Here is a 20,688-nt window from a genome sequence, read left to right on the forward strand (position 1 = left end):
GCCGTGCGTTATTCCGGCATAGCTCAGTTGGTAGAGCATCTGACTGTTAATCAGGGTGTCGACGGTTCGAGTCCGCCTGCCGGAGTTATGGCCCGTTGGTCAAGTGGTTAAGACACCGCCCTTTCACGGCGGTAACATGGGTTCAAATCCCGTACGGGTCATCCTAATAAACTTATGCCGGCTTAGCTCAGTTGGTAGAGCATCGGTATCGTAAACCGAGGGTCACAGGTTCGAATCCTGCAGCCGGCATAACAAGTTGCTGATATTTATGATAATTAACGTTATTTAACATTAGTTTGTTGAATAACGTTTTTTTATTTCAAAAAAATCTTCTAAATATTGGCATTTGATTTTTATTTTACAGATTAAAGGTATAAGCTACTTTACTTTAGAAACAAAGGGATTAGAATTATTGGTAATAAGTATTGTTTTAGATACTAATTAATCTAATATATTTAGAAATAAACAAAAATAAATACTTATTTCCTCAAGTTATGATAAGATGAATATGTACATAAAAATTGAGATAAAAAAAGATAAATTTAGTTCGAAAGTAGGGAATTTTTATGGGAAATGAAGTGCTTTTTCCAGGTGATACTCTGGGGATTATTGGTGACAGTTCTAATGGAATTAGATTGGCTCAAACAGCTAAAAGACTAGGATTTAAAGTGATTGTTTATGCTACTAACGAAGGAAGTCCTACTTTAGCAGATGCAGATGTTAAGATTGTGGGTGATTTTAGCGATAAGGCTAAGTTACAAGATTTTGCTGAGCGTTGTGATTTAGTAATGTATGAATCAGAACATATATCTTCTGAAGTTATTGCATATCTACAAAAATTCACTAAAGTTCCACAAGGTTCTGAAACTTTAGAAATTGCACAAGATAGATTGTTGGAACGTGCTTTCTTTGAACAAATGAATATAAATATTGCCCCTTATGCAACAATTGTTAGCTTAGAGGACGTTTACCAAGCTATTAGTTCAATTGGATATCCTTGTGTATTAAAACCTATTCAAAAAGGATTTGGTCCTAAACGTCAACAAATAATTCGTAAGCAAACAGATATTGCCAAATGTGCAGACATTATTGATATGGGGACTTATATCTTAGAATCGTGGATACCTTATAATAAAGAACTATCAGTTATAATGACACGTGATTATGATGGAAATTTAGCATATTTTCCTGTAATTGAAACTAGATATAAAGAAAATCGTCTTAATGAGGCAATTGTACCAGCTAATATCCAACCTGATGTAGAAGAGGAAGTAAAACGTTTAGCAGGTGAAATTGTCAGTGGTTTAAAATATGTAGGTGCTTTAGAAGTAGCTTTCTATCTAACTGAAAGTGGTTCTTTGTATGTAAAAAGAATTGTGCCAGCTTTACACAATTCTGGCTACGTCTTTGATAAAGCAACTAATGTTTCGATGTTTGAGCAACATCTTAGAACTTTGGTGAAGATGCCATTAGTTGATATTAAATTAGTTCAACCTGCAGGCATGGTAATGATTGAAGAAGAAAATATTGATGATATTCGTACACAATGGGTACTAAAAAATAATTGGTATTATACATTCTTTAGATACCCAGAATCAATGAGACCACAACCAGAAGGCTATATTATAGTATTAGCTGAAAATGAAATGGAAATAAAACAACAAATAGAATCGACTGGTATTTGGGACGATTTATCAAAAGAATAATAGTTAATGGAGCGATAAATAATTATAAAGTTATCGCTCTTTTTAATGATTAATAATTGGATTTTAGTTATAATAAGAATTGACATTTTTCTGAAAGGATGAGTACTGTGACCGACAATATGTTTTTGTCAGGAATGAATGATAAACAATCAGAAGCAGTTTTATGTACAGAAGGACCATTATTAATAATGGCAGGAGCTGGTAGTGGGAAGACTCGTGTGTTAACTCACCGTGTAGCATACTTAATTGAAGAAAAAGGCGTAAATCCTTGGAACATACTAGCTATCACCTTTACAAACAAAGCAGCTCGTGAAATGAGAGAACGTGTAAATAATTTAATGGGTGAAGGTGCAGAAGATATATGGGTATCTACATTCCATGCTTTATGTGTACGAATTTTACGGAGAGACGCAGAAAAAATAGGCTTTAATAGATCATTTACAATTGCAAGTACAAGTGAGCAAAGAACTTTAATGAAACAGGTTCTTAATGATTTAAATATTGATACTAAAAAATATGATCCACGTGCAATCTTAAGTGTAATTTCAAATGCCAAAAATGACCTATTAGATCCTAAAGATTATGCCCAACAAGCTAATGGACCATTTGAAGAAATTGTAAGTAAAGCATATTTTGAATATCAAAATCAGCTTGCAAATAACCAAGCAATGGATTTTGATGATTTAATCATGCAAACTATTAGATTATTCAACGAATCACCAGAAACATTGGAATTTTATCAACGTAAATTCCACTATATTCATGTTGATGAATATCAAGATACTAACGAAGCTCAATATGAATTAGTTAATAAGTTAGCTCGTAAATATCGCAATTTATGTGTTGTAGGTGATGCAGATCAAAGTATTTATGGTTGGCGTGGTGCAAACATGGAAAATATCATGAACTTTGAAGAAGATTACCCAGATGCAACAGTAATTAAATTGGAACAAAATTATCGTTCTACAAAAAATATTTTAGCAGCTGCTAATAATGTGATTGAGAATAACGTAAATCGTAAAGATAAGACTTTATGGACAGATAATAAGCAAGGTGACAAGATCCATTATTATCGTGCAAATAACGCTAATGAAGAAGCTTATTATGTAGTTAAAAAAATTCAAGAACAAATTAGAAATAATGGACGTCATTATGGAGATTTTGCTATTTTATATCGTACTAATGCACAGTCACGTATAATCGAAGAAACTTTCGTGAAAACCAATATACCATATAAATTAGTTGGAGCGCATAAATTCTATGATCGCAAGGAAATAATGGACACTTTAGCTTATTTACGTTTAGTAACTAATCCAGCTGATTCTATGAGTTTTGAAAGAATAGTAAATGAACCAAAACGTAGTATCGGCTCAGTAACTGTTGGAAAATTAAGAACATTCTCTCAAATTCATGGTATGTCAATGTTAGAAGCTTCCAAGAGTGCTGCTTTAGCAGGGGTATCTGCCAAGGCAAGTAATGAATTAGAAAAGTTTGCTGAGATGATAGAACAGTTACATGAATATCAAAAGGCACATAATGTTACTGAAGTTACAGAAAGAATTCTAGATGTAACGGGTTATAAAGCTAACTTACAAAGAGAAGATACTTTAGAAAACCGTAATCGTTTAGAAAACTTGGAAGAATTTTTAACGGTTACTAAGCAATTTGATCAAGATTGGGAACCTGAAGATGAAGAAAGTGATCCATTTGTTGATTTCTTAGCTGATTTAGCTTTAGTTTCAGATCAAGATAGTGTAGAAGAAGAACCAGATGAAGTCACATTAATGACATTACATGCAGCAAAAGGGCTAGAATTCCCAGTTGTATTTTTGATGGGATTAGAAGAAGGTATTTTCCCACTTTCTAGAGCAGTTATGGACGAAAATGAACTTGAAGAAGAACGTAGATTGGCCTATGTAGGGATAACTCGTGCTGAAGAAGAACTTTATTTAACTAACTCGATTTCTCGTATGTTGTATGGTAAGAGTCAAAATAATCCAGCTTCTCGTTTTATTGAAGAAATTGATGAAGAATTAATCCAATCAGATAATCAAACGGTAGCAAGTACAACATTAACATCCAAGAGAACTAGATCTAGAGAAGTACCATTTAGTAAGAAGCCTAAATATCGTATGCCAGCAGGAACTGTTGAACGCCCTAAAGAAACTGGTGCTGACAAACAAAGCTGGAATATAGGAGATAAGATTTCTCACAAAGCTTGGGGAACAGGAACTATTGTCAAGGTCTCAGGCGATGGCGAAGATACAGAACTAGATATTGCTTTTGAAGGTAAAGGTATTAAACGATTATTAGCAGCATTCGCACCAATTACAAAGATATAAGGAAGGTGGTGCCCATATGTCACAAAAAGATATAGAGATGGAATTAAAAGAGCTTCGTGATAAGTTAAATCGCTGGAGTAATGAATATTATGTGTTGGATACTCCATCTGTTGAAGATAGCGTGTATGACAAACATTATCAACGTTTATTAGAGCTCGAACAGGCCAATCCTGATTTAGTAACTGCGGACTCTCCTAGTCAAAGAGTAGGTGGTAAAGTTCTAAGTGGCTTTACTAAAGTAAATCATGATATTCCAATGTTGTCATTAGGCGATGTATTTTCTAAAGAGGAATTAATAGAATTTTTAGAGCGTTTAGAAAATAGTGTAGAGCAGAAGTTGGATTATAGTTGTGAGTTAAAGATTGATGGTTTGGCCATTTCCCTAACTTATGAGAATGGTAAATTTATCAAAGGATCAACTCGTGGTAATGGGGTAATCGGTGAAGATATTACTGAAAATCTCAAAACTATCAAGGCAATCCCTATGGAATTAAATGAACCTGTGTCAATTGAAGTTCGTGGAGAATGCTACATGCCTAAGAAATCTTTTGTGGAATTGAATACTAAACGTGAAGCAGAAGGGCAAGCTGTTTTTGCTAACCCACGTAATGCAGCAGCAGGATCTTTGCGTCAATTAGATACAAAAATAACAGCTAGTCGAAACTTGAGTACTTTTATTTATTATTTAATGGAACCCGAAAAGTTGGGGATAAAAACTCAAACTGAAGCCTTAAACAAATTAGAGAGCTGGGGTTTCAAAGTTAATAATGAATCTAAACAAGTTAAAACAAAGGAAGAAATATTTGCTTATATTGATGAGGCTACTGATCAAAGAGCCAACCTTCCATACGATATTGATGGAATAGTTCTAAAAGCAGAATCCTTTGCAGTTCAGTCTCAAGTTGGAAACACAGTTAAAGTTCCTAGATGGGCAATAGCTTATAAGTTTCCACCAGATGAACAGGAAACAAAAGTTTTAGATATTGAGTGGACAGTCGGAAGAACTGGAGTGGTAACCCCAACTGCTGTTATGGAACCAGTAACGTTAGCAGGAACAACTGTGGCAAGAGCTTCGCTACATAACCCTGATTATTTAAGAGAAAAAGATATTCGTATAGGCGATACGGTGAAACTTCATAAAGCTGGAGATATTATTCCTGAAATTTCTGAAGTAGTTTTAGCTAAAAGAACAGAAGATTCAGTAGAGTATCAAATTCCAACAGAATGTCCAGAATGTAGTGCTAATTTAGTTCATTTAGATGATGAGGTAGCTCTAAGATGTATCAATCCACAATGTCCAGCTTTGGTAAAAGAAAGCTTAACACATTTTGCTTCAAGAAATGCGATGGATATTAGAGGATTAGGACCTAGAATAATTGAACAGCTTTACAACCGTGAAATGATTAAAGATGTTGCCGGAATTTATAGCTTAACTTTTGAACAGCTGATAACTTTAGATAAGTTTAAGGAAAAATCTGCGAATAACCTATTGACAGCAATCAATAATAGTCGTAATAATTCTATTGAACGTTTAATTTTTGGACTAGGAATCCGCCATGTTGGTGCTAAAGTAGCTAGAATATTAGCTGAAAATTATAAGTCAATGGATAACTTAGCTAAAGCAAAAAGTGATGAAATTTCAACGATTGATTCATTAGGAAAAATTATAGGTGATAGTGTTGAAATGTATTTTGCAGATGAACACGTGATAGAATTATTAGATGAATTGCGACAAGCTGGGGTAAACATGGAATTCTTAGGGAAAACTCGTGAAGAACAGCTTGAAAGCAGCACCGATAGTAGTTTCAATGGTTTACGTGTTGTTCTAACTGGCACTTTGGATACTTTGAAGAGATCCGAAGCTAAATCATGGCTTGAAGCACATGGTGCAAAAGTTACAGGAAGTGTGTCTAAGAAAACTGATTTACTTATTGCAGGTCATGATGCTGGTAGCAAATTGACAAAAGCTCAAGAATTAAATGTTAGAGTAATGAATGAAGCAGAATTTATTCAGCAGATGGAGGAAGAATCTTGAAAAAGTTTGGTATAATTATCAGTTTATGTCTATCAGCTGCTTTAATGGCTTCTTGTGGAAAACTTGGTGGTAATTCTAATACTACAACAGCAACTACAGAGTCATCTAAAAGTGGTTATCAGACAACTGGTGAAAACAATAGTAGTGATTATCAAGGAATTATTGAAGATGGAGAATATAAGACAAGTAAGTCTAGAGGGGTAGGGATTTCTCAAAATTCAGATAATCTATTGAATTTGAAGAGTTTTGAAGCAGGTCTAACAACAATTTCTAAGGATCATTTCTCTACTAAGAGTTACATTTTCCAAGAAGGACAATATTTAAATAAGGCTACTATTCAAGATTGGTTAGGGAGAAAATCTAGTTCTAATCCAGAAGGTTTGAATCCTAGCGACAATGGTAAGAAAGAAGCAAATAAGCGAAACCCAATTTATGTTCAACAAATAGAAGAACAAGATTACATGAAGCAAAATAATGGTAAATTGGAATTAGCCGGTATGACAATTGGGATTGGTATGAATCAAAAGGATTACTACCAAAAAGAACAATATGGTGCTACTTATTCAACAACAATTTCTAAAGAAAAGAGAATTGAAGAAGGTAAGATAGCTGCTAAGAAAGTTCTTGCACGAGTTCGTCAAAAAGTCGGAAACAATGTGCCAATTGTGATTGCGATGTTTGCTCAAGCTCCTAATGATAGTTTAGTAGGTGGTTATTTCTACTCCTATACTGTAAGTAAGAGTGGGACAGATATCGGAAGTTGGACAGAAACAAACATTAAGAGTTACGTTCTTCCAGCGACTGAAGATAACAAACTTCCTAATGACAATGATTCAACATCATTTGATAATTTCCAAAAAGAAGTTAAGAATTTCTTCCCTAATATTTCTAATGTAACGGGACAAGGTCAATATAAAGATAAGACTTTGCAAGGTTTACACATAACAATTACAACTCAATTTTATAGTGAAACCGAGATAACTAGCTTTACTCAGTATGTAGCACAAGCTGCCAAGTCATACTTACCAAGTGGTATTCCAGTAGATATTAAGATCAATGGTAGTGATGGTGAAACACAAAGTTTTGTTTCAACAACAGGTGGCAATGGCGGATATTATACCCATGTATTTGGAAGTTACTAATTAATATATAAAGTGAGACTATTTTTTGCAGTAGTCTCTTTTATATTTTTAAATGATTATGCTAGAATATCAATTAGGAAACTTATTAACAAACTATAAGTAGTAATAAAATTATTAAAGTAATAGATAAGTGATGAAAGAGGGATGAACAATGGCAATTGGATCTGAAGAAGTAAAGCACGTTGCAGGGCTAGCAAAGCTTGCTTTTAAAGATGAAGAGTTAGCTAAGTTTACTGGACAAATGGATGAAATTATTAACATGGTTCAACAACTTAGTGAAGTAGATACAACAGATGTTCCTGTAACAACACACGTAACAGATGCAATAAATACTTTACGTGAAGACGTTGCAGTAAAAGGAACAGATCGTGATTTATTAATGAAAAATGTTCCTCAAAGCCAAGATGGATATATTAAAGTTCCAGCAATTATTGACGAAAGTGAGGAATAGTAATGGATTACTTTAAGAATGATTTAGCAAGTATTCACGATGATTTAGTAAATAAGAAATATAGTGTTGAAGAATTAACTAAGTCAACATTTGATAACATTAAAAAGGTTGATAAAGAAATTGAAGCCTTCTTGAAATTAGATGAGGAAAGAGCATTAGAAAAAGCTCGTAAAATTGATGAACGAGGCGTTAAAGCTGATTCTATTTTAGATGGTATTGGTATCGGTATTAAAGATAATATCGTAACTAAAGATTTAACAACAACAGCTGCTTCTAAAATATTAGAAAATTTTGAACCAATTTACAACGCAACTGTAATGGACAAACTTAATGATGCTGGCATGATTACAGTTGGTAAGTTGAATATGGATGAATTTGCGATGGGTAGTTCTACAGAAAATTCAGCTTTCAAAATTACTAAGAATGTCTGGGATACTACAAAAGTTCCTGGTGGTTCTTCTGGTGGTTCTGCAGCAGCAGTTGCATCTGGTCAAGTTCTAGCATCTTTAGGTTCTGATACTGGTGGTTCAATTCGTCAACCAGCTGCATTTAACGGAATTGTTGGGGTAAAACCAACATATGGTCGTGTATCTCGTTATGGTTTGATTGCTTTTGCATCTAGTTTAGATCAAATTGGACCTTTGACACGTACAGTTAAAGACAATGCTTTAGTGTTAAACGCAATTAGTGGACATGATGCTCATGACTTTACTAGCTCCAGTCGTGAAGTTCCTGATTTTACTAAGGGAATTGAAGATGGTGTTAAGGGTATGAGAATTGCTGTTCCTAAAGAATACTTTGGTGAAGGTGTAGACGAAGACGTTGCTAAGGCAGTTAAGGATGCTGTAAAGACTTTTGAAAGCTTAGGGGCAACAGTAGATGAAGTATCTCTACCTCATAGTAAATATGGTGTTCCAGTTTACTACATTATTGCTTCATCTGAAGCATCTTCTAACCTTCAAAGATATGATGGTATTCGTTATGGATTCCGTGCTAAAGATGTAAAGAACTTGGAAGATGTATATGTACGTTCACGTTCTGAAGGATTTGGCGATGAAGTTAAGCGTCGTATCATGTTAGGAACATTCTCTCTTTCTGCTGGTTCATATGATGCATTTTTCAAGAAGGCTGCACAAGTTAGAACTTTGATTTGCCAAGACTTTGAAAATGTTTATAAAGATTATGACTTGATTTTAGCTCCAACATCTCCAACTACTGCATACGGAATTGGTGAAGAAATCAACGATCCAGTAACAATGTATATGAATGATATTTTGACAATTCCAGTTAACTTAGCAGGACTTCCAGGTATGTCCTTACCTGCAGGATTCTCTAATGGATTGCCAATTGGTTTACAACTAATTGCACCACGTTTTGCAGAAAATACAATGTATCGTGCAGGATATGCATTTGAACAATCAACTGATTTTCATAAAGCAATACCAATGTTAGGAGGTCAAAACTAATGAATTTTGAGACGACTGTAGGTTTAGAAGTCCATATTGAAATGCAAACAAATTCTAAGGCATATTCACCTTCTCCTGTTCAATATGGTGCTGAACAAAATACAAATACCAATGTCATTGATTGGGGTTATCCAGGTGTCTTACCTGAAATAAATAAGGGTGCTTTAGAATTTGGAATGCGTGCTGCATTAGCACTTCATTGTGATATCACACAAGATGTTGGTTTTGACAGAAAGAATTACTTCTATCCTGATAACCCTAAAGCTTACCAAATTACACAAGCTCGTACACCAATTGGTACTAATGGTTGGTTAGAAATCGAACTTGAAGATGGTACCAAGAAAAAGATTGGTATCCGTGAAATGCACGTTGAAGAAGACGCTGGTAAAAACACACACAATCCAGACGGTTATTCTTACGTTGACTTGAATCGTCAAGGTACACCTTTGATTGAAATTGTTGCAGAACCTGATATTTCTAGTGCTGATGAAGCTTATGCATACTTAACAAAATTACGTCAAGTTATCCAATTTACAGGTATTTCAGACGTGAAAATGGAAGAAGGTTCCATGCGTGCTGACGTTAACGTTTCAATCGCACCAATCGGATCTGACAAACTTGGTGTTCGTACTGAAATGAAGAACCTTAACTCATTTGAACATGTACGCAAAGGTATTCAATATGAAGTTAAGCGTCAAGAACGTTTACTGATATCTGGTGGAGAAGTAGAACAAGAAACACGTCGTTTTGATGAACCAAGTGGTGAAACTATTTTAATGCGTTCTAAGGAAGAAGCTAACGACTACCGTTACTTCCCAGAACCAGATCTACCACCAATTCATATTAGTGATGATTGGATTGAAGAAGTTCGTGCATCTATTCCAGAAATGCCAGATAAGCGTCGTGAAAGATATACACAAGATTGGGGTATTCCAGCTTATGACGCAGGTGTCCTTACTCAAACTAAAGAAATGTCAGACTTCTATGACGCAACTGTAGCTGCAGGAGCCGATCCTAAATTAGCAGCTAACTGGTTGATGGGTGAAGTTAATGCTTACTTGAATTCTAAGCAAGTAGAATTAAGTGATACTGCTTTAACTCCAGAACATTTGGCAACAATGATTAAATTAATTAAAGATGAAACAATTTCTTCTAAGATTGCTAAGAAAGTATTCAAAGAAATCATTACAAATGATACTGAACCTAAAGCTTGGGTTGAATCTAAAGGTATGGTTCAATTATCAGATCCAGCTAAGTTACAACCTATCATTGATGAAGTTCTTGATAACAACGAACAATCTATCGAAGACTTTAAGAATGGTAAGGATCGTGCTATTGGTTTCTTAGTAGGTCAAATTATGAAGAAGACTCGTGGTATGGCTAACCCTAAGATGGTTAACAAATTATTAATGGCTAGTTTGAAGGAAAGATAAGAGGTTTCAGACTCTTAGGCGGGGAAAAAAGCATGCAAAAAAGATGTCGCATTATTTATAATCCAACTTCTGGTCGTGAAGCATTAAAAGGTGATTTAGTAGAAATTTTGGATATCCTTGAGAATGCTGGTTATGAAACAAGTGCATTTGCTACAACAGCTGAAGAAAATTCTGCTAGAAATGAAGCTGAACGTGCAGCAAAAGCAGGATTTAGCTTGATTGTTGCTGCTGGTGGCGATGGTACGATAAATGAAGTTGTGAACGGAATTGCAGGGCTAAAGAAACGTCCACAGTTAGGAATTATTCCTGCTGGTACAACTAATGACTACGCTCGTGCTTTAAAAATACCTAGAGAAAGTCCAGTTGAAGCTGCAAAAGTAATTGCTGCTGGTAAAACAGTTAAGATGGATATAGGTATGGCAAATGATAATTATTTTGTGAATATTGCTGGTGGTGGATTACTAACTGAATTAACATACAGTGTTCCATCAGAGCTAAAATCCTTATTTGGATATTTAGCATACTTAGCAAAAGGCGCAGAATTATTACCACAAATGAAGAATGTACCTATGCATCTTGAATATGATGATGGGGTATTTGATGGTGAAGCTTCAATGTTTTTAGTAGCATTGACCAACTCAATCGGTGGTTTTGAACAGATTGTACCGGATGCTTCACTAGATGATGGTAAATTCACAGTTATCGTAGTAAAGACAAGTAATCTTGTTGAAATGCTCCACTTGATAACAATGGTCTTAAATGGTGGTAAGCATGTTAATGATAAGCGTGTTTTATATATAAAAACAAAGAAATTAGTTGTTAAGCCAGTTGATACTAGAATTATGATTAATATCGACGGTGAATATGGTGGCGATGCACCAATAAAATTTACAGCTTTGAAGCAACATATTGAATTTTTTGCTAATACTGATGAAATTCCAAAAGGTGCAATCACTGCTAGTGAAGATACTAAGCAATTAGTTAAAGATATTGAAGAAGTAACTAAAAAAGATTTAAATGGCGATGGAATAATTGGTGAAAAAGAAGAGTAAACTAATAAGCCAATGAAGTCTAAAGAAGAGGGCAGAAGAGTTAATTCTTTTTGCCCTCTTTTTTTAGGGAAAGGAAGATAATGAAGAAAAAATTACCTGTTAGTAAAAATGAAGATTTAATTTTAACAATTGAAGACTTAACTTATCAAGGAATGGGTGTGGCTAAGGTAAATGGTTATCCTTTATTTATCGAAGGTGCATTACCCCAAGAAAAAATTAAGGCACATGTGGTTAAAGTTACTAAGAATTATGGCTTTGCTAAAGTGATAGATTTTATTGAAAAGAGTCCGGATAGAGTAGAAAATGAAGATAAAATATATCTTCAAACAGGAATCGCTCCACTGCAAAACTTAAGCTATCCTGCACAATTGAAGTTTAAACGTAAATTGGTAACTGATTTGTTGCAGAAGGTACATTTGGATAATTTAGAAGTAGCAAATACTTTAGGGATGGAAACACCTTACTATTACAGAAATAAAGCACAAGTTCCAGTAAGAGAAGTTAATGGTAAGTTGGAAATTGGATTTTTCAAACGTAATAGTCATGATTTTGTAGCAATGGAACATTTCCTTATTCAAGATAAGAGAATAGACGAAATTTTGCTAAAAGTAAGAGACATTTTACGCATGAGCAAGATTACTGCTTATAACGAAGAAAAGCATACTGGAATGATACGTCATATTTTAGTTAGAAGAGGATATTATTCTCATGAAGCGATGGTAGTTCTAGTTAGTCGAGTAAGAAAAATTCCAAATCTTGATCAAATTGCATTTTTAATTCAACAACAATGTCCAGATGTAAAGAGCGTAATGCTGAATGTAAATCCAGATAAGACAAATGTTATTTTAGGAAAGAAAACTATAAAATTAGCTGGAAAAGATACGATTCAAGATACTTTGAATGGCTTGAAATTTGATATTTCAGCACAATCTTTCTACCAAGTTAATCCACAACAAACTGAAAAATTGTATCAATTAGCGATTGAAGACGCAGAATTAACAGGAAAAGAAACTGTTATTGATGCATATTGTGGAATTGGAACAATCTCATTAAATATGGCTAAGTTTGCTAAAAAGGTATACGGTGTAGAAATTGTCCCTGAAGCTATTGAAGATGCTAAGCATAATGCTAGTCTAAATGATTTAGATAACTTGGACTTTGAAGTTGGAGAAGCTGAAGTATGGATGGAAAAATGGCAAAAGCAAGGAATTAAGCCAGATGTAATAATGGTTGATCCTCCAAGAAAAGGACTAACTTCTAGCTTGATACAAAGCGCAGTGGCGATGGAACCTAAAAAAGTCGTTTATGTAAGTTGTAATCCAGCAACTCTAGTACGTGATATTCAAGAATTCATGGAACTAGGATATCAAGTTACAAAGCCTATTCAACCAGTAGATCAGTTCCCACAAACAACGCATGTTGAGAGCGTGACAGTCCTTGAGCGGAAAAAGTAGGGTGCCAAAAACGGCACTGTTAAGGCATTTATAAAATTACGAAATGTGTATCTATTTGTGATCAGTTCCCACAGATAGATACACTTTTTTGTTACCAAGTTAGAAACCTTGATTTAATAGGCTTCTCTTAAGTGGTGATATGCTCCCACAGACGACCTTCAAAATTGGCTTAATTTCGGGGTGATAGGTTTACACAAACAGGGTGATTGAATAAAGTTGATATGTTCCCACAAGCCACGTTGACCTGTTTCCATAGTTAGTGGTGATAGGTTCCCACAAAACTAAAAAATTGACTGAGTGCGAGATTAAACGGCTATGCTTTAATTGTAATCACTTCACCATCCTTGAAAGTAAATTCAATTTTGCTTTTGAAGATGGTGATTTTTTCTATCAGGAGGCGAACTAGTTTCTCATCAAATTTGGTGAGGCCGCCCTGGTAGGTCTGGAAGAAGGATTGGATGTTTTTGAGATTGGAGCGTTTGATATCGTGGTCGATTTCCTGTTGGATGAGTTGCTCACGTTGCTTCCGTAAGGCTTGGACTTGCTCGGTTAATTGCTCGACATTCTTATTGTGGGTACTCATGCTCAAGAGTAGTAACTGCTGGTCTTCTAATTGTTGGTCAAGGTCATCAAGACTGGGGCCAGTGGTTCCCTTAGTGACTTTAAGAATATTGGCTGCGATTTGCTTATCGGCGAGTTGGTGTTGCTGGATTAATTCGTTCATGGCCTTTAAGCTAGCTTCTTCAAGGTCTGCTTCAGTAATTGTCCGTCCCATGCAGCGTTTTCCTTTATGGTTCCAGTGAAGGCGGGAGTAACAGCGCCAAACGTTGACCTTTTCGACTTCGCCAATCCTAGGTCGATACCAAACGCACCGGGTGTAGATATCCTTGCAGCGACTGCAAAAGACAATCGAAGAAAAGCAGTAGGCGTTAGTATAACCATGGTGATGGCCTCCTTCTGTTGTGAAGCCCTCTCGGCGCATGTCCAAAATCTTCTGAACTTGGTAGAAGGTAGCCCGCGAGATAATTGCTGGGTGGTTGTTTTCTACATAATATTGCGGTACTTGGCCATCGTTCTTGACCCGCTTCTTGGTTAGGAAATCCACCGTATAAGTCTTTTGCAAGAGGGCATCACCAATGTATTTTTCGTTGCGGAGAATTTTGATAATCCCAGACGAATGCCACTTGGTCCGACCAATTCCATTTTTAAGGCCTTCCTTGGTTAATTCGCGGGCAATTTCAATCGCACTTTTTCCAGTCAGACATAAGCCATAAACCAGAACCCCGCTATTTTTGCGATGACGTTTAAAGCCAGTATTTTCTAGAGCCGTGTAAAAGTCAGATGTGCTTCTGGTGTATTCTCCAATGCCCTGACAGTATTCACGGTATTTTTGATAGAGTTCTCCTGACTTTTGCGTATAGTCATGACCAACCACACACTTTTCAGAAATGAAGTGTCCGAGCCAGTCGTTATCAGCGTGATAATCTTGAATGGCTTGCTGGACAATTTGTGGTGTGCTTAATTGGTAGTTTTGCTGGATAATGCGCTCGGCGCCTTCAATGATCCATTGCAAAACTGCCGGCCCAGCTTGTTCGGTTAAATAGGCTGTATAGTTCTTAATATCGGATCGACCAGTGATCTTTGCCTTGAATGGGATAACGATTAAGCGTCGCCAGATACCATCGTCATTACCACCAACGTGTGGTAGGTAGTTGGTATAGAGGACAATTGTGTGGCTCGGCGTAAAAGAAAATGGCTTCATATATTTCTTCTCGGCATAGATTTCGTCAGTTGAGCACAGTTGTTTAATGGTGGAGGTATTGAGGCGCTTGCCTTCTTCAAGTTCAGCCGAGATAATAAGACGCTTGCCCTTTACCTCAGCCATTTCTGGTTTGACGTTACGCCGAACGCCAACGGTTAAGGCATCTGATGACAAATGGCCGGTATAGCTACCAAGAACGCCAGCGATGGTGTTCCAAAAAGTGGATTTACCATTGCGACCGTCCCCGTAAGCGATAATTAGGGCTTCAAGGTAAACTTGACCGATGGCAACTAAGCCGACAATTTCTTGAACGTAATTAATTAAGTCCTGGTCATTACAAAAGAAAGTATTCAGGGCTTCTTGCCAGATATCCATTCCTTGAGGACTAGGAGCGCAACTTGTAGATTTAGTAATCAACTCACTGGCCATAATATCTTGCTTGCCCCGCATTCCTTTTTTGAGATTGAATGGACCAACAGGTGTATTCAACAAGAATGGATCCGCGTCAAACTCGTTCAATTCTTTATTAAGTAGTGGCCGGGAGTTAATTAATACACCACTAATTCCGCGCACACTTCGTTCTTTTAAGATAAACTTTTGGTATTGGATAGCTTGTTCATAGTCATTTAAGGTTTGAAGTTGGGTATCGTTTAATTCTTTAATGGCTTTAGCTCGCCCGAGGTTTTTAACCAGCAAACTGACCCCATTTTGATTGATGACTTTCTTTGCTTGCTCAATGCGGATTTGAGCATCATTTAATTGCCTGTCAGTGAAGCGTTGAACTTCACCTAACGCTAAGGGTTCTGACTCCTGCCAAATCTTGCCATCAAACCACATGAAGCCCGATTGGCTGGTGTAACAAACTCGCTGCTTACAGTTATCAACAAAGACGTAAGTTTCGCCGGTATCAGAGTAATCACTGGGTTGTAGAGTATCATCGGGCTGATTGTACTCAGCTGGTGGCACATAGCCAGGCTGGGCGGCCATCTTCTTGCCAAACTTCAAAGCGCTGTGCCAGATTGCGTTGAGTTCCTGATCAGGTAATGGTGGATCACACTTATCGGCTTCATCAAGAAAGGCTTGGTAGGCCTGGTCAGTTGCACCTAGCCGCATAATGACTCGGCCAGCAAAATGAGAAAGGGTGGCATTGCGCTTGCCTTCTGGGATTTGGTTAGCTGCTTGATCAAAGAAACGTTTGCTCATCATGAACTGATCTACCGTTAAGCTGCCTTCATGCCAATCAACTTTAGTAGCAGGCGTGCCAAAAACAAACCGAGCCGCATCTAAAGCATTAGCATCAAAATAAGGAAAATAGCGCTGGATCTCATGCTTGAGCTCGGCATAAGTTTTGGCATCTTTGATGGGGTGGATTGGAAAATACACGTGAAACTTTGGCCGAGCCGCTTTGCCATGTTTTTCCTTCATGTGGTTACGGGAAAAGGTAATCGCGTAAGCCACGTCTTCAAAGTAATTTGATAGATCGCTGGGTTTAATCCAGCCACCTAGGTCTTCGGTGTGGTCATTATCACAATCCATTACCAAGCAGTCAGCTTGAAGAAAATTAGCTAGCGAGCGTTGTCCATTTTTAAAAAGCCCGCAAACATGGTCATTTTTAACTGCCGTTTGCAAATCTGAAGCAGAATTAATTTCTTGGACACTTTGATAATGGGTGTTGCTGGCAATGCCGCTAACTGTTGCAACTGAAAGAGTAAATTTCATTTTTACCAAGCCTCCATATCTTCATTGAAATAGCGAACGGGGATATCTTTAGCAAAAGCTTTCTTGATGAAGAACTTCATGTCACGAGTCGGCACGCCAAAGGACCAGACTTCTTCGCACTTAGCTAAGAGCACTAGGCAAAGAAAATTCATCACTTGAAAATCATGATAGTGGTGGAGGTTAACAAATTGCGGAAAGTAGAGCTGAGGGCAAATTGGAATCCCGCCAACTTCGTGGATATAACGGCAATAATCCTGCACTTGAGTTAGAACCTCTCTATCACCTTTGACTACTTCGCTAAAAGGTGCGGCCACAAAAATTAATGGGCGGTAATTTGGATTAGGTCGCCCCATGCGCAGCTTTTTGATAGCTTCTGGGGCTTGAAGAATTTCTTCTGACATTTGTTTCAGATCCTTTCTAAAATTACTGTTTGAGGACAAGAAAAACGCCCTCATCTAATAGCCAGAAGAGAGCGAAAATAAACCTAAGGTTTATGGATTAGCTCCAACACGGATTATTTATCTGATTGCAACTAATTATATTTTTGGCTTTGACGAAGGCTTAAAGGAATCGGTGTTAGGTAAGCACTTCAAGCAAATTGATGCTGCCGAATATGCGAAGAATGGAACGCTAGAAGAAGTAATTCAAAAAGAATTTGGAGGTGAGAAATAAGGTGAAAGCAGACAGTATTCATTTGTTTGACTTCCTTGAGTACATTTAAGATTCATCTCATGCATGAGGCGTTGGATTCGCTTGTGATTAGGAGCTGTTTTACCGATTAGCTGATAATAAGCGCGCACTTGGGCGCTAAGTCGTCGCACTCCATACTCGGCTTCATAGTAGTTAAACAGTCCTTTGATTACCGCTTTAAGCTCAAGTTCATCTTCGTTAGGGTACTTAAACTGTTTCTGCCAGTATTGGTAAGTCGACATCGAAATTGGGAGCACATCAATCAAGTCCTTTAACAGGTATTTAGCCTTGAGTTCATTAATTACTTGCGCAAGTTCTTTTTTGGATGCTTTCTCAAGGCTGTCAATTTTTTTGAGGCGTCGAGTTGTATCTTTAATAATAAGTTTTCTCTTTGTAGAGCTTGATTCTGTTTTTGGAGTTGAAGTAGTTGTTGGTCTCGATCCTTGTCGTGTTGTGTGACCATTTTTAGGTTTCCTTCCGCAGTGTAATTCTAATAAAGCTTGCGGGCCTTGCTTATTATAAAGCGCTTCTCATTTAAATATTGAACCGGGCGATCGAAAGGCAAAGTGAATACAAGTTTCAGAAATTGACGCCAAATTTTCTTGTTTCCACTTTACCAGATTCAGCCGGAAATCCCCAGTCACTTTAGGTGGATCGAGCAGTGCCTGTTTACCAAATTTTGCATAAATTCCCACGCAAATTTGAAATTCTAGTTTAGAGATTCCGTATTTGCTCCTTATAGCAGTTAGGCTAGCTGTTCCATTGGCATACTCCTCAACGGCTTTAATCTTAGTGTTAATACTAATTTTAGTCATAAAAATACCCCCGGGGGGGGGGGTACACGTCATATGCCGTGCTTACTTTTGAGCGAACTATGAACTATTAAATATAACAAAACGGGTGTATAATGATAATGATAAGTCAATTTGGATGGCTTACTCAAAAGGAAGGAGATTAGACGAATGAATAAGGAATTCCAAACGTTACGCAAGAAGCAACGGTTTAGCATAAGAAAGCTGAATATCGGAGTGGCTTCCGTTCTGTTAGGATTTACGATTTTTGGTTATAATCTGGTCAGTCAAGCGCCGGTTGCCCACGCGGCCACAATCGTTGGCTCGGGCGCGTCTGGTTCGTCAGCGACTGGGGTAGCAAGTGGATCACCGACCAGCTCTGTTGCGAACGCCAGTCAAGCAACCCCGGCGACCCAAGTGCCGACATCGGTCAAACAGACTAAAAGTGTCACCAACATGACGCCTAGTGCTGGTTCGTCAGCGACTGGGGTAGCAAGTGGATCACAGGACAGCAACAGTCAGGCCGCCAGTCCGACCAGCTCTGTTGCGAATGCCAGTCAAGCAGCCCCGGCGACCCAAGTGCCGGCGCCTGCGGCCAGTCAGAGCTCAGAGTCGGCAAACTCGGGTAATGCGACCTCCTCACAGGCCAGCCAAGTGGGGACGGTATCGGCTAACCAGACTTCAAACACCAGTGCGGCTGGTGCACCGGCTTCAAGTGATCAAACCGTGACGGTGGATGAAACTACGCTTCCAGCGACCAAAGCGGCAATGCTGTTGACCAATTTAGCTAGGTTAAAAAATAGTGGGACTGACACGACGTTGCCACCAACGACGCAGACGTATACCAAAGTGGAACAACCGTTGCTATACGATTACGGGCTCCACGTAAGTGCGACGGGAACCAGAGATGGCAAGACATGGGTTAATAAGACGGTGGCCAAGGGGATCTTTGGCCAAGATTATCCTGGTCATACGCTGGATACGATTTTTGGGTCAAAGACGGGGATCATTACCAGCAAGCCCGACAGGTATTTCTTTGCGGCGTACGTTGATTTTAGTGAAAGCTATCACCGGGTAATCCTGTTAGCTCGGAGCCAAGATCCAAGTGATAAAAATCTGTACAGCTACACGATTCACACTTATACGCAAAACACTTCCACGACGACGACTAAGCCCGGGGATAGCACCAAAGAGCAATATACTGGGACCGGTGGCAGTACCCATGATTTAATTTTCCAAAACTACGGTGGTGACTCCTTCACAGTTAAGTTAAATGGCCTTAAAGAAGGCTATGGGCTGTTGCCAGTCTTTGATGGGGGCTTATTGGACCCTACGTACGGCTCTAATACTTTAGATCAAAATGATGAGGCGGCCAAAACGAAGTCAATCGGTTTCTGGGCAAGTGCGATCCCACAGGAAACTTCGACCAAGGTTAGATACGTGGACCAAGCAACTGGAAAAGACATTGTTCAACCAATGGAAATTAGTGGCTTTGGTTATCAAGGCTTCAAAGTTAATGGTGATGCTCCAACGGTTGACGGGTATCATTTGGTATCCTCACCTAAGTTCCTGGGCTTACCTTATGAAGACGGTACGATTGCGCCATATAAAGTTGGGCAAACTTATGATTTAGCTTTGTCGGATAGTGTCGTAATTAAGCAAACGGTGATTCATACCGATGGGACCGTGAGGGCGACTGCGTACTATAAGGGGAGTCCGGTGACGAATGCCAGCAAGGTCTTGGGGCGTGAGAGCTACAACGATCATATGAGTTTTGGTGCCCCGGATGGTAAATTCTATACTTACACCAACCGAATTGGTCAGGTCGGTGACAGCTATATTTACTACTACGCCAAGAACAACGATCCCAAAGGCAGCGAAATGCGGCTGCACTTCATCGATGTGACGGGCGTTAACAACAGTTCCTACGCACCGTCCGATGGGCCAGAACTTGATGCTGATAAAGTTCAGACCATTCATGGCAACATTGGGGACAATTACAGCTTTACCTACACGGTGCCAAAAGGTTATGACCAAGTTGGTACCAGTGACGTCACGGGGACGTACTCAGTGACGCGCCACGATGCTTATGTTTATGTAAAGAAATACACCGTTGCGGCTGGACAAGCGGTCACCTTGACTCACGGTCAAAAAGTAAAAGAAGGTGACAGTCTTGATAGCAGCGCGGTGACCCTGAAGGATGCCAAGGGACAAGCGGTAAGTTTGCCAGATGGAGCGAAGGTCGTTTGGGCGACCGCGCCAGATACCAGTGAAGTTGGGAACGACAAGACCGGTCAAGCTAAGGTAGTTTATGGTGATACATCGGAATCCGAGCCGGTCACGGTAACTTACAACGTGACGCCAAATGATGCGGATCAATACACGCCAACGGTTCCAGCCAAGACCAAGGTTGATGATCCAACGAAGCTGACTGATGACGAAAAGAAAGAAGTCGCAGACAAGGTCACAGACTTCAACCAGCTTATTACCTTCGATAGTGTCGACTGACTGGTCTGGGTAGGTGATCGTAGCCGTACCATCATTACCAATAGTTACCTGAGTCCCTGCTGGGAACTGGTCTTTATTGGCTTCTGTGACCTTGTCTGCGACTTCTTTCTTTTCGTCATCAGTCAGCTTCGTTGGAT

12 protein-coding genes, 3 tRNA genes and 2 pseudogenes are annotated in these 20,688 nt (G+C 38.3%); 13 read left to right on the forward strand and 4 right to left on the reverse strand.

Annotation, left to right across the window (positions count from 1 at the left end):
- Positions 1-12 precede the first annotated feature (12 nt).
- The 12 genes from OZJ21_RS04010 (at position 13) to rlmD (ending at position 13,081) form a co-directional block, all read left to right on the forward strand.
- Positions 13-85, forward strand: a tRNA-Asn gene (locus OZJ21_RS04010).
- 4 nt (positions 86-89) lie between these two features.
- A tRNA-Glu gene (locus tag OZJ21_RS04015) sits at positions 90-161 on the forward strand.
- Positions 162-176: 15 nt separating this feature from the next.
- Positions 177-249, forward strand: a tRNA-Thr gene (locus tag OZJ21_RS04020).
- Positions 250-566: 317 nt separating this feature from the next.
- Positions 567-1,706 carry a 5-(carboxyamino)imidazole ribonucleotide synthase gene (locus tag OZJ21_RS04025; RefSeq protein WP_134354692.1) on the forward strand — a complete coding sequence of 380 codons (1,140 nt, stop codon included), beginning with the start codon at positions 567-569 and terminating at the stop codon, positions 1,704-1,706.
- A 98-nt stretch (positions 1,707-1,804) separates the two neighbouring features.
- On the forward strand, positions 1,805-4,048 hold the full coding sequence (gene pcrA, locus OZJ21_RS04030) for a DNA helicase PcrA (RefSeq protein WP_003701505.1): 2,244 nt from the start codon (positions 1,805-1,807) through the stop codon (positions 4,046-4,048).
- Positions 4,049-4,064: 16 nt separating this feature from the next.
- Positions 4,065-6,083: an NAD-dependent DNA ligase LigA gene (ligA, locus tag OZJ21_RS04035; protein ID WP_268857487.1), complete on the forward strand. Its 2,019-nt coding sequence runs from the start codon at positions 4,065-4,067 to the stop codon at positions 6,081-6,083.
- Positions 6,080-7,225 (forward strand): CamS family sex pheromone protein, encoded by a 1,146-nt coding sequence (locus OZJ21_RS04040; protein WP_003701508.1) that lies wholly within the window; start codon positions 6,080-6,082, stop codon positions 7,223-7,225. Before ligA ends, OZJ21_RS04040 begins: the two co-directional genes overlap by 4 nt.
- A gap of 151 nt (positions 7,226-7,376) precedes the next feature.
- Positions 7,377-7,676: an Asp-tRNA(Asn)/Glu-tRNA(Gln) amidotransferase subunit GatC gene (gene gatC, locus OZJ21_RS04045; RefSeq protein WP_003702422.1), complete on the forward strand. Its 300-nt coding sequence runs from the start codon at positions 7,377-7,379 to the stop codon at positions 7,674-7,676.
- Positions 7,677-7,678: 2 nt separating this feature from the next.
- Positions 7,679-9,142, forward strand: coding sequence for an Asp-tRNA(Asn)/Glu-tRNA(Gln) amidotransferase subunit GatA (gene gatA, locus OZJ21_RS04050; protein WP_268857488.1), 1,464 nt, complete (start codon positions 7,679-7,681; stop codon positions 9,140-9,142).
- The gene (gatB, locus tag OZJ21_RS04055) at positions 9,142-10,575 is read left to right on the forward strand and encodes an Asp-tRNA(Asn)/Glu-tRNA(Gln) amidotransferase subunit GatB (protein ID WP_268857489.1); all 1,434 of its coding nucleotides are present in this window, start codon (positions 9,142-9,144) and stop codon (positions 10,573-10,575) included. Before gatA ends, gatB begins: the two co-directional genes overlap by 1 nt.
- 32 nt (positions 10,576-10,607) lie before the next feature.
- Positions 10,608-11,627, forward strand: a complete 1,020-nt coding sequence (locus tag OZJ21_RS04060) for a diacylglycerol kinase (RefSeq protein ID WP_268857490.1) — start codon at positions 10,608-10,610, stop codon at positions 11,625-11,627.
- 80 nt (positions 11,628-11,707) lie between these two features.
- The gene (gene rlmD, locus OZJ21_RS04065; protein ID WP_268857491.1) at positions 11,708-13,081 is read left to right on the forward strand and encodes a 23S rRNA (uracil(1939)-C(5))-methyltransferase RlmD; all 1,374 of its coding nucleotides are present in this window, start codon (positions 11,708-11,710) and stop codon (positions 13,079-13,081) included.
- Positions 13,082-13,394: 313 nt separating this feature from the next.
- Here rlmD and OZJ21_RS04070 read toward each other — a convergent pair whose 3' ends face one another.
- The 3 genes and pseudogenes from OZJ21_RS04070 to OZJ21_RS09770 form a co-directional block, all read right to left on the reverse strand.
- Positions 13,395-16,562, reverse strand: a complete 3,168-nt coding sequence (locus OZJ21_RS04070; RefSeq protein WP_268857492.1) for a phage/plasmid primase, P4 family — start codon at positions 16,560-16,562, stop codon at positions 13,395-13,397.
- Between the two features lie 2 nt (positions 16,563-16,564).
- Positions 16,565-16,963, reverse strand: a complete 399-nt coding sequence (locus OZJ21_RS04075; RefSeq protein ID WP_268857493.1) for a DUF7768 domain-containing protein — start codon at positions 16,961-16,963, stop codon at positions 16,565-16,567.
- A gap of 312 nt (positions 16,964-17,275) precedes the next feature.
- Positions 17,276-18,067 (reverse strand): annotated as a pseudogene (locus OZJ21_RS09770) (IS3 family transposase); the annotation flags it as partial.
- Between the two features lie 147 nt (positions 18,068-18,214).
- Between OZJ21_RS09770 and OZJ21_RS04090 the strand changes: the two are divergent.
- Positions 18,215-20,551, forward strand: coding sequence for a YSIRK-type signal peptide-containing protein (locus OZJ21_RS04090; RefSeq protein WP_268857496.1), 2,337 nt, complete (start codon positions 18,215-18,217; stop codon positions 20,549-20,551).
- A gap of 24 nt (positions 20,552-20,575) precedes the next feature.
- Here OZJ21_RS04090 and OZJ21_RS04095 read toward each other — a convergent pair.
- Positions 20,576-20,677, reverse strand: a pseudogene (locus OZJ21_RS04095) (hypothetical protein); the annotation flags it as partial.
- Positions 20,678-20,688 lie beyond the last annotated feature (11 nt).

Source organism: Ligilactobacillus sp. UO.C109 (genome assembly GCF_026847815.1).
Taxonomy (GTDB): Bacteria; Bacillota; Bacilli; order Lactobacillales; family Lactobacillaceae; genus Ligilactobacillus; species Ligilactobacillus salivarius.

Excerpts from the sequence above, each read along its gene's own strand:
- OZJ21_RS04025 (WP_134354692.1), top strand. The coding sequence starts at position 567 with ATGGGAAATGAAGTGCTTTTTCCAGGTGATACTCTGGGGATTATTGGT.
- pcrA (WP_003701505.1), top strand. The coding sequence starts at position 1,805 with ATGAGTACTGTGACCGACAATATGTTTTTGTCAGGAATGAATGATAAA.
- ligA (WP_268857487.1), top strand. The coding sequence starts at position 4,065 with ATGTCACAAAAAGATATAGAGATGGAATTAAAAGAGCTTCGTGATAAG.
- gatC (WP_003702422.1), top strand. The coding sequence starts at position 7,377 with ATGGCAATTGGATCTGAAGAAGTAAAGCACGTTGCAGGGCTAGCAAAG.
- gatA (WP_268857488.1), top strand. The coding sequence starts at position 7,679 with ATGGATTACTTTAAGAATGATTTAGCAAGTATTCACGATGATTTAGTA.
- gatB (WP_268857489.1), top strand. The coding sequence starts at position 9,142 with ATGAATTTTGAGACGACTGTAGGTTTAGAAGTCCATATTGAAATGCAA.
- OZJ21_RS04060 (WP_268857490.1), top strand. The coding sequence starts at position 10,608 with ATGCAAAAAAGATGTCGCATTATTTATAATCCAACTTCTGGTCGTGAA.
- rlmD (WP_268857491.1), top strand. The coding sequence starts at position 11,708 with ATGAAGAAAAAATTACCTGTTAGTAAAAATGAAGATTTAATTTTAACA.
- OZJ21_RS04070 (WP_268857492.1), bottom strand. The coding sequence starts at position 16,562 with ATGAAATTTACTCTTTCAGTTGCAACAGTTAGCGGCATTGCCAGCAAC.
- OZJ21_RS04075 (WP_268857493.1), bottom strand. The coding sequence starts at position 16,963 with ATGTCAGAAGAAATTCTTCAAGCCCCAGAAGCTATCAAAAAGCTGCGC.
- OZJ21_RS04090 (WP_268857496.1), top strand. The coding sequence starts at position 18,215 with ATGAATAAGGAATTCCAAACGTTACGCAAGAAGCAACGGTTTAGCATA.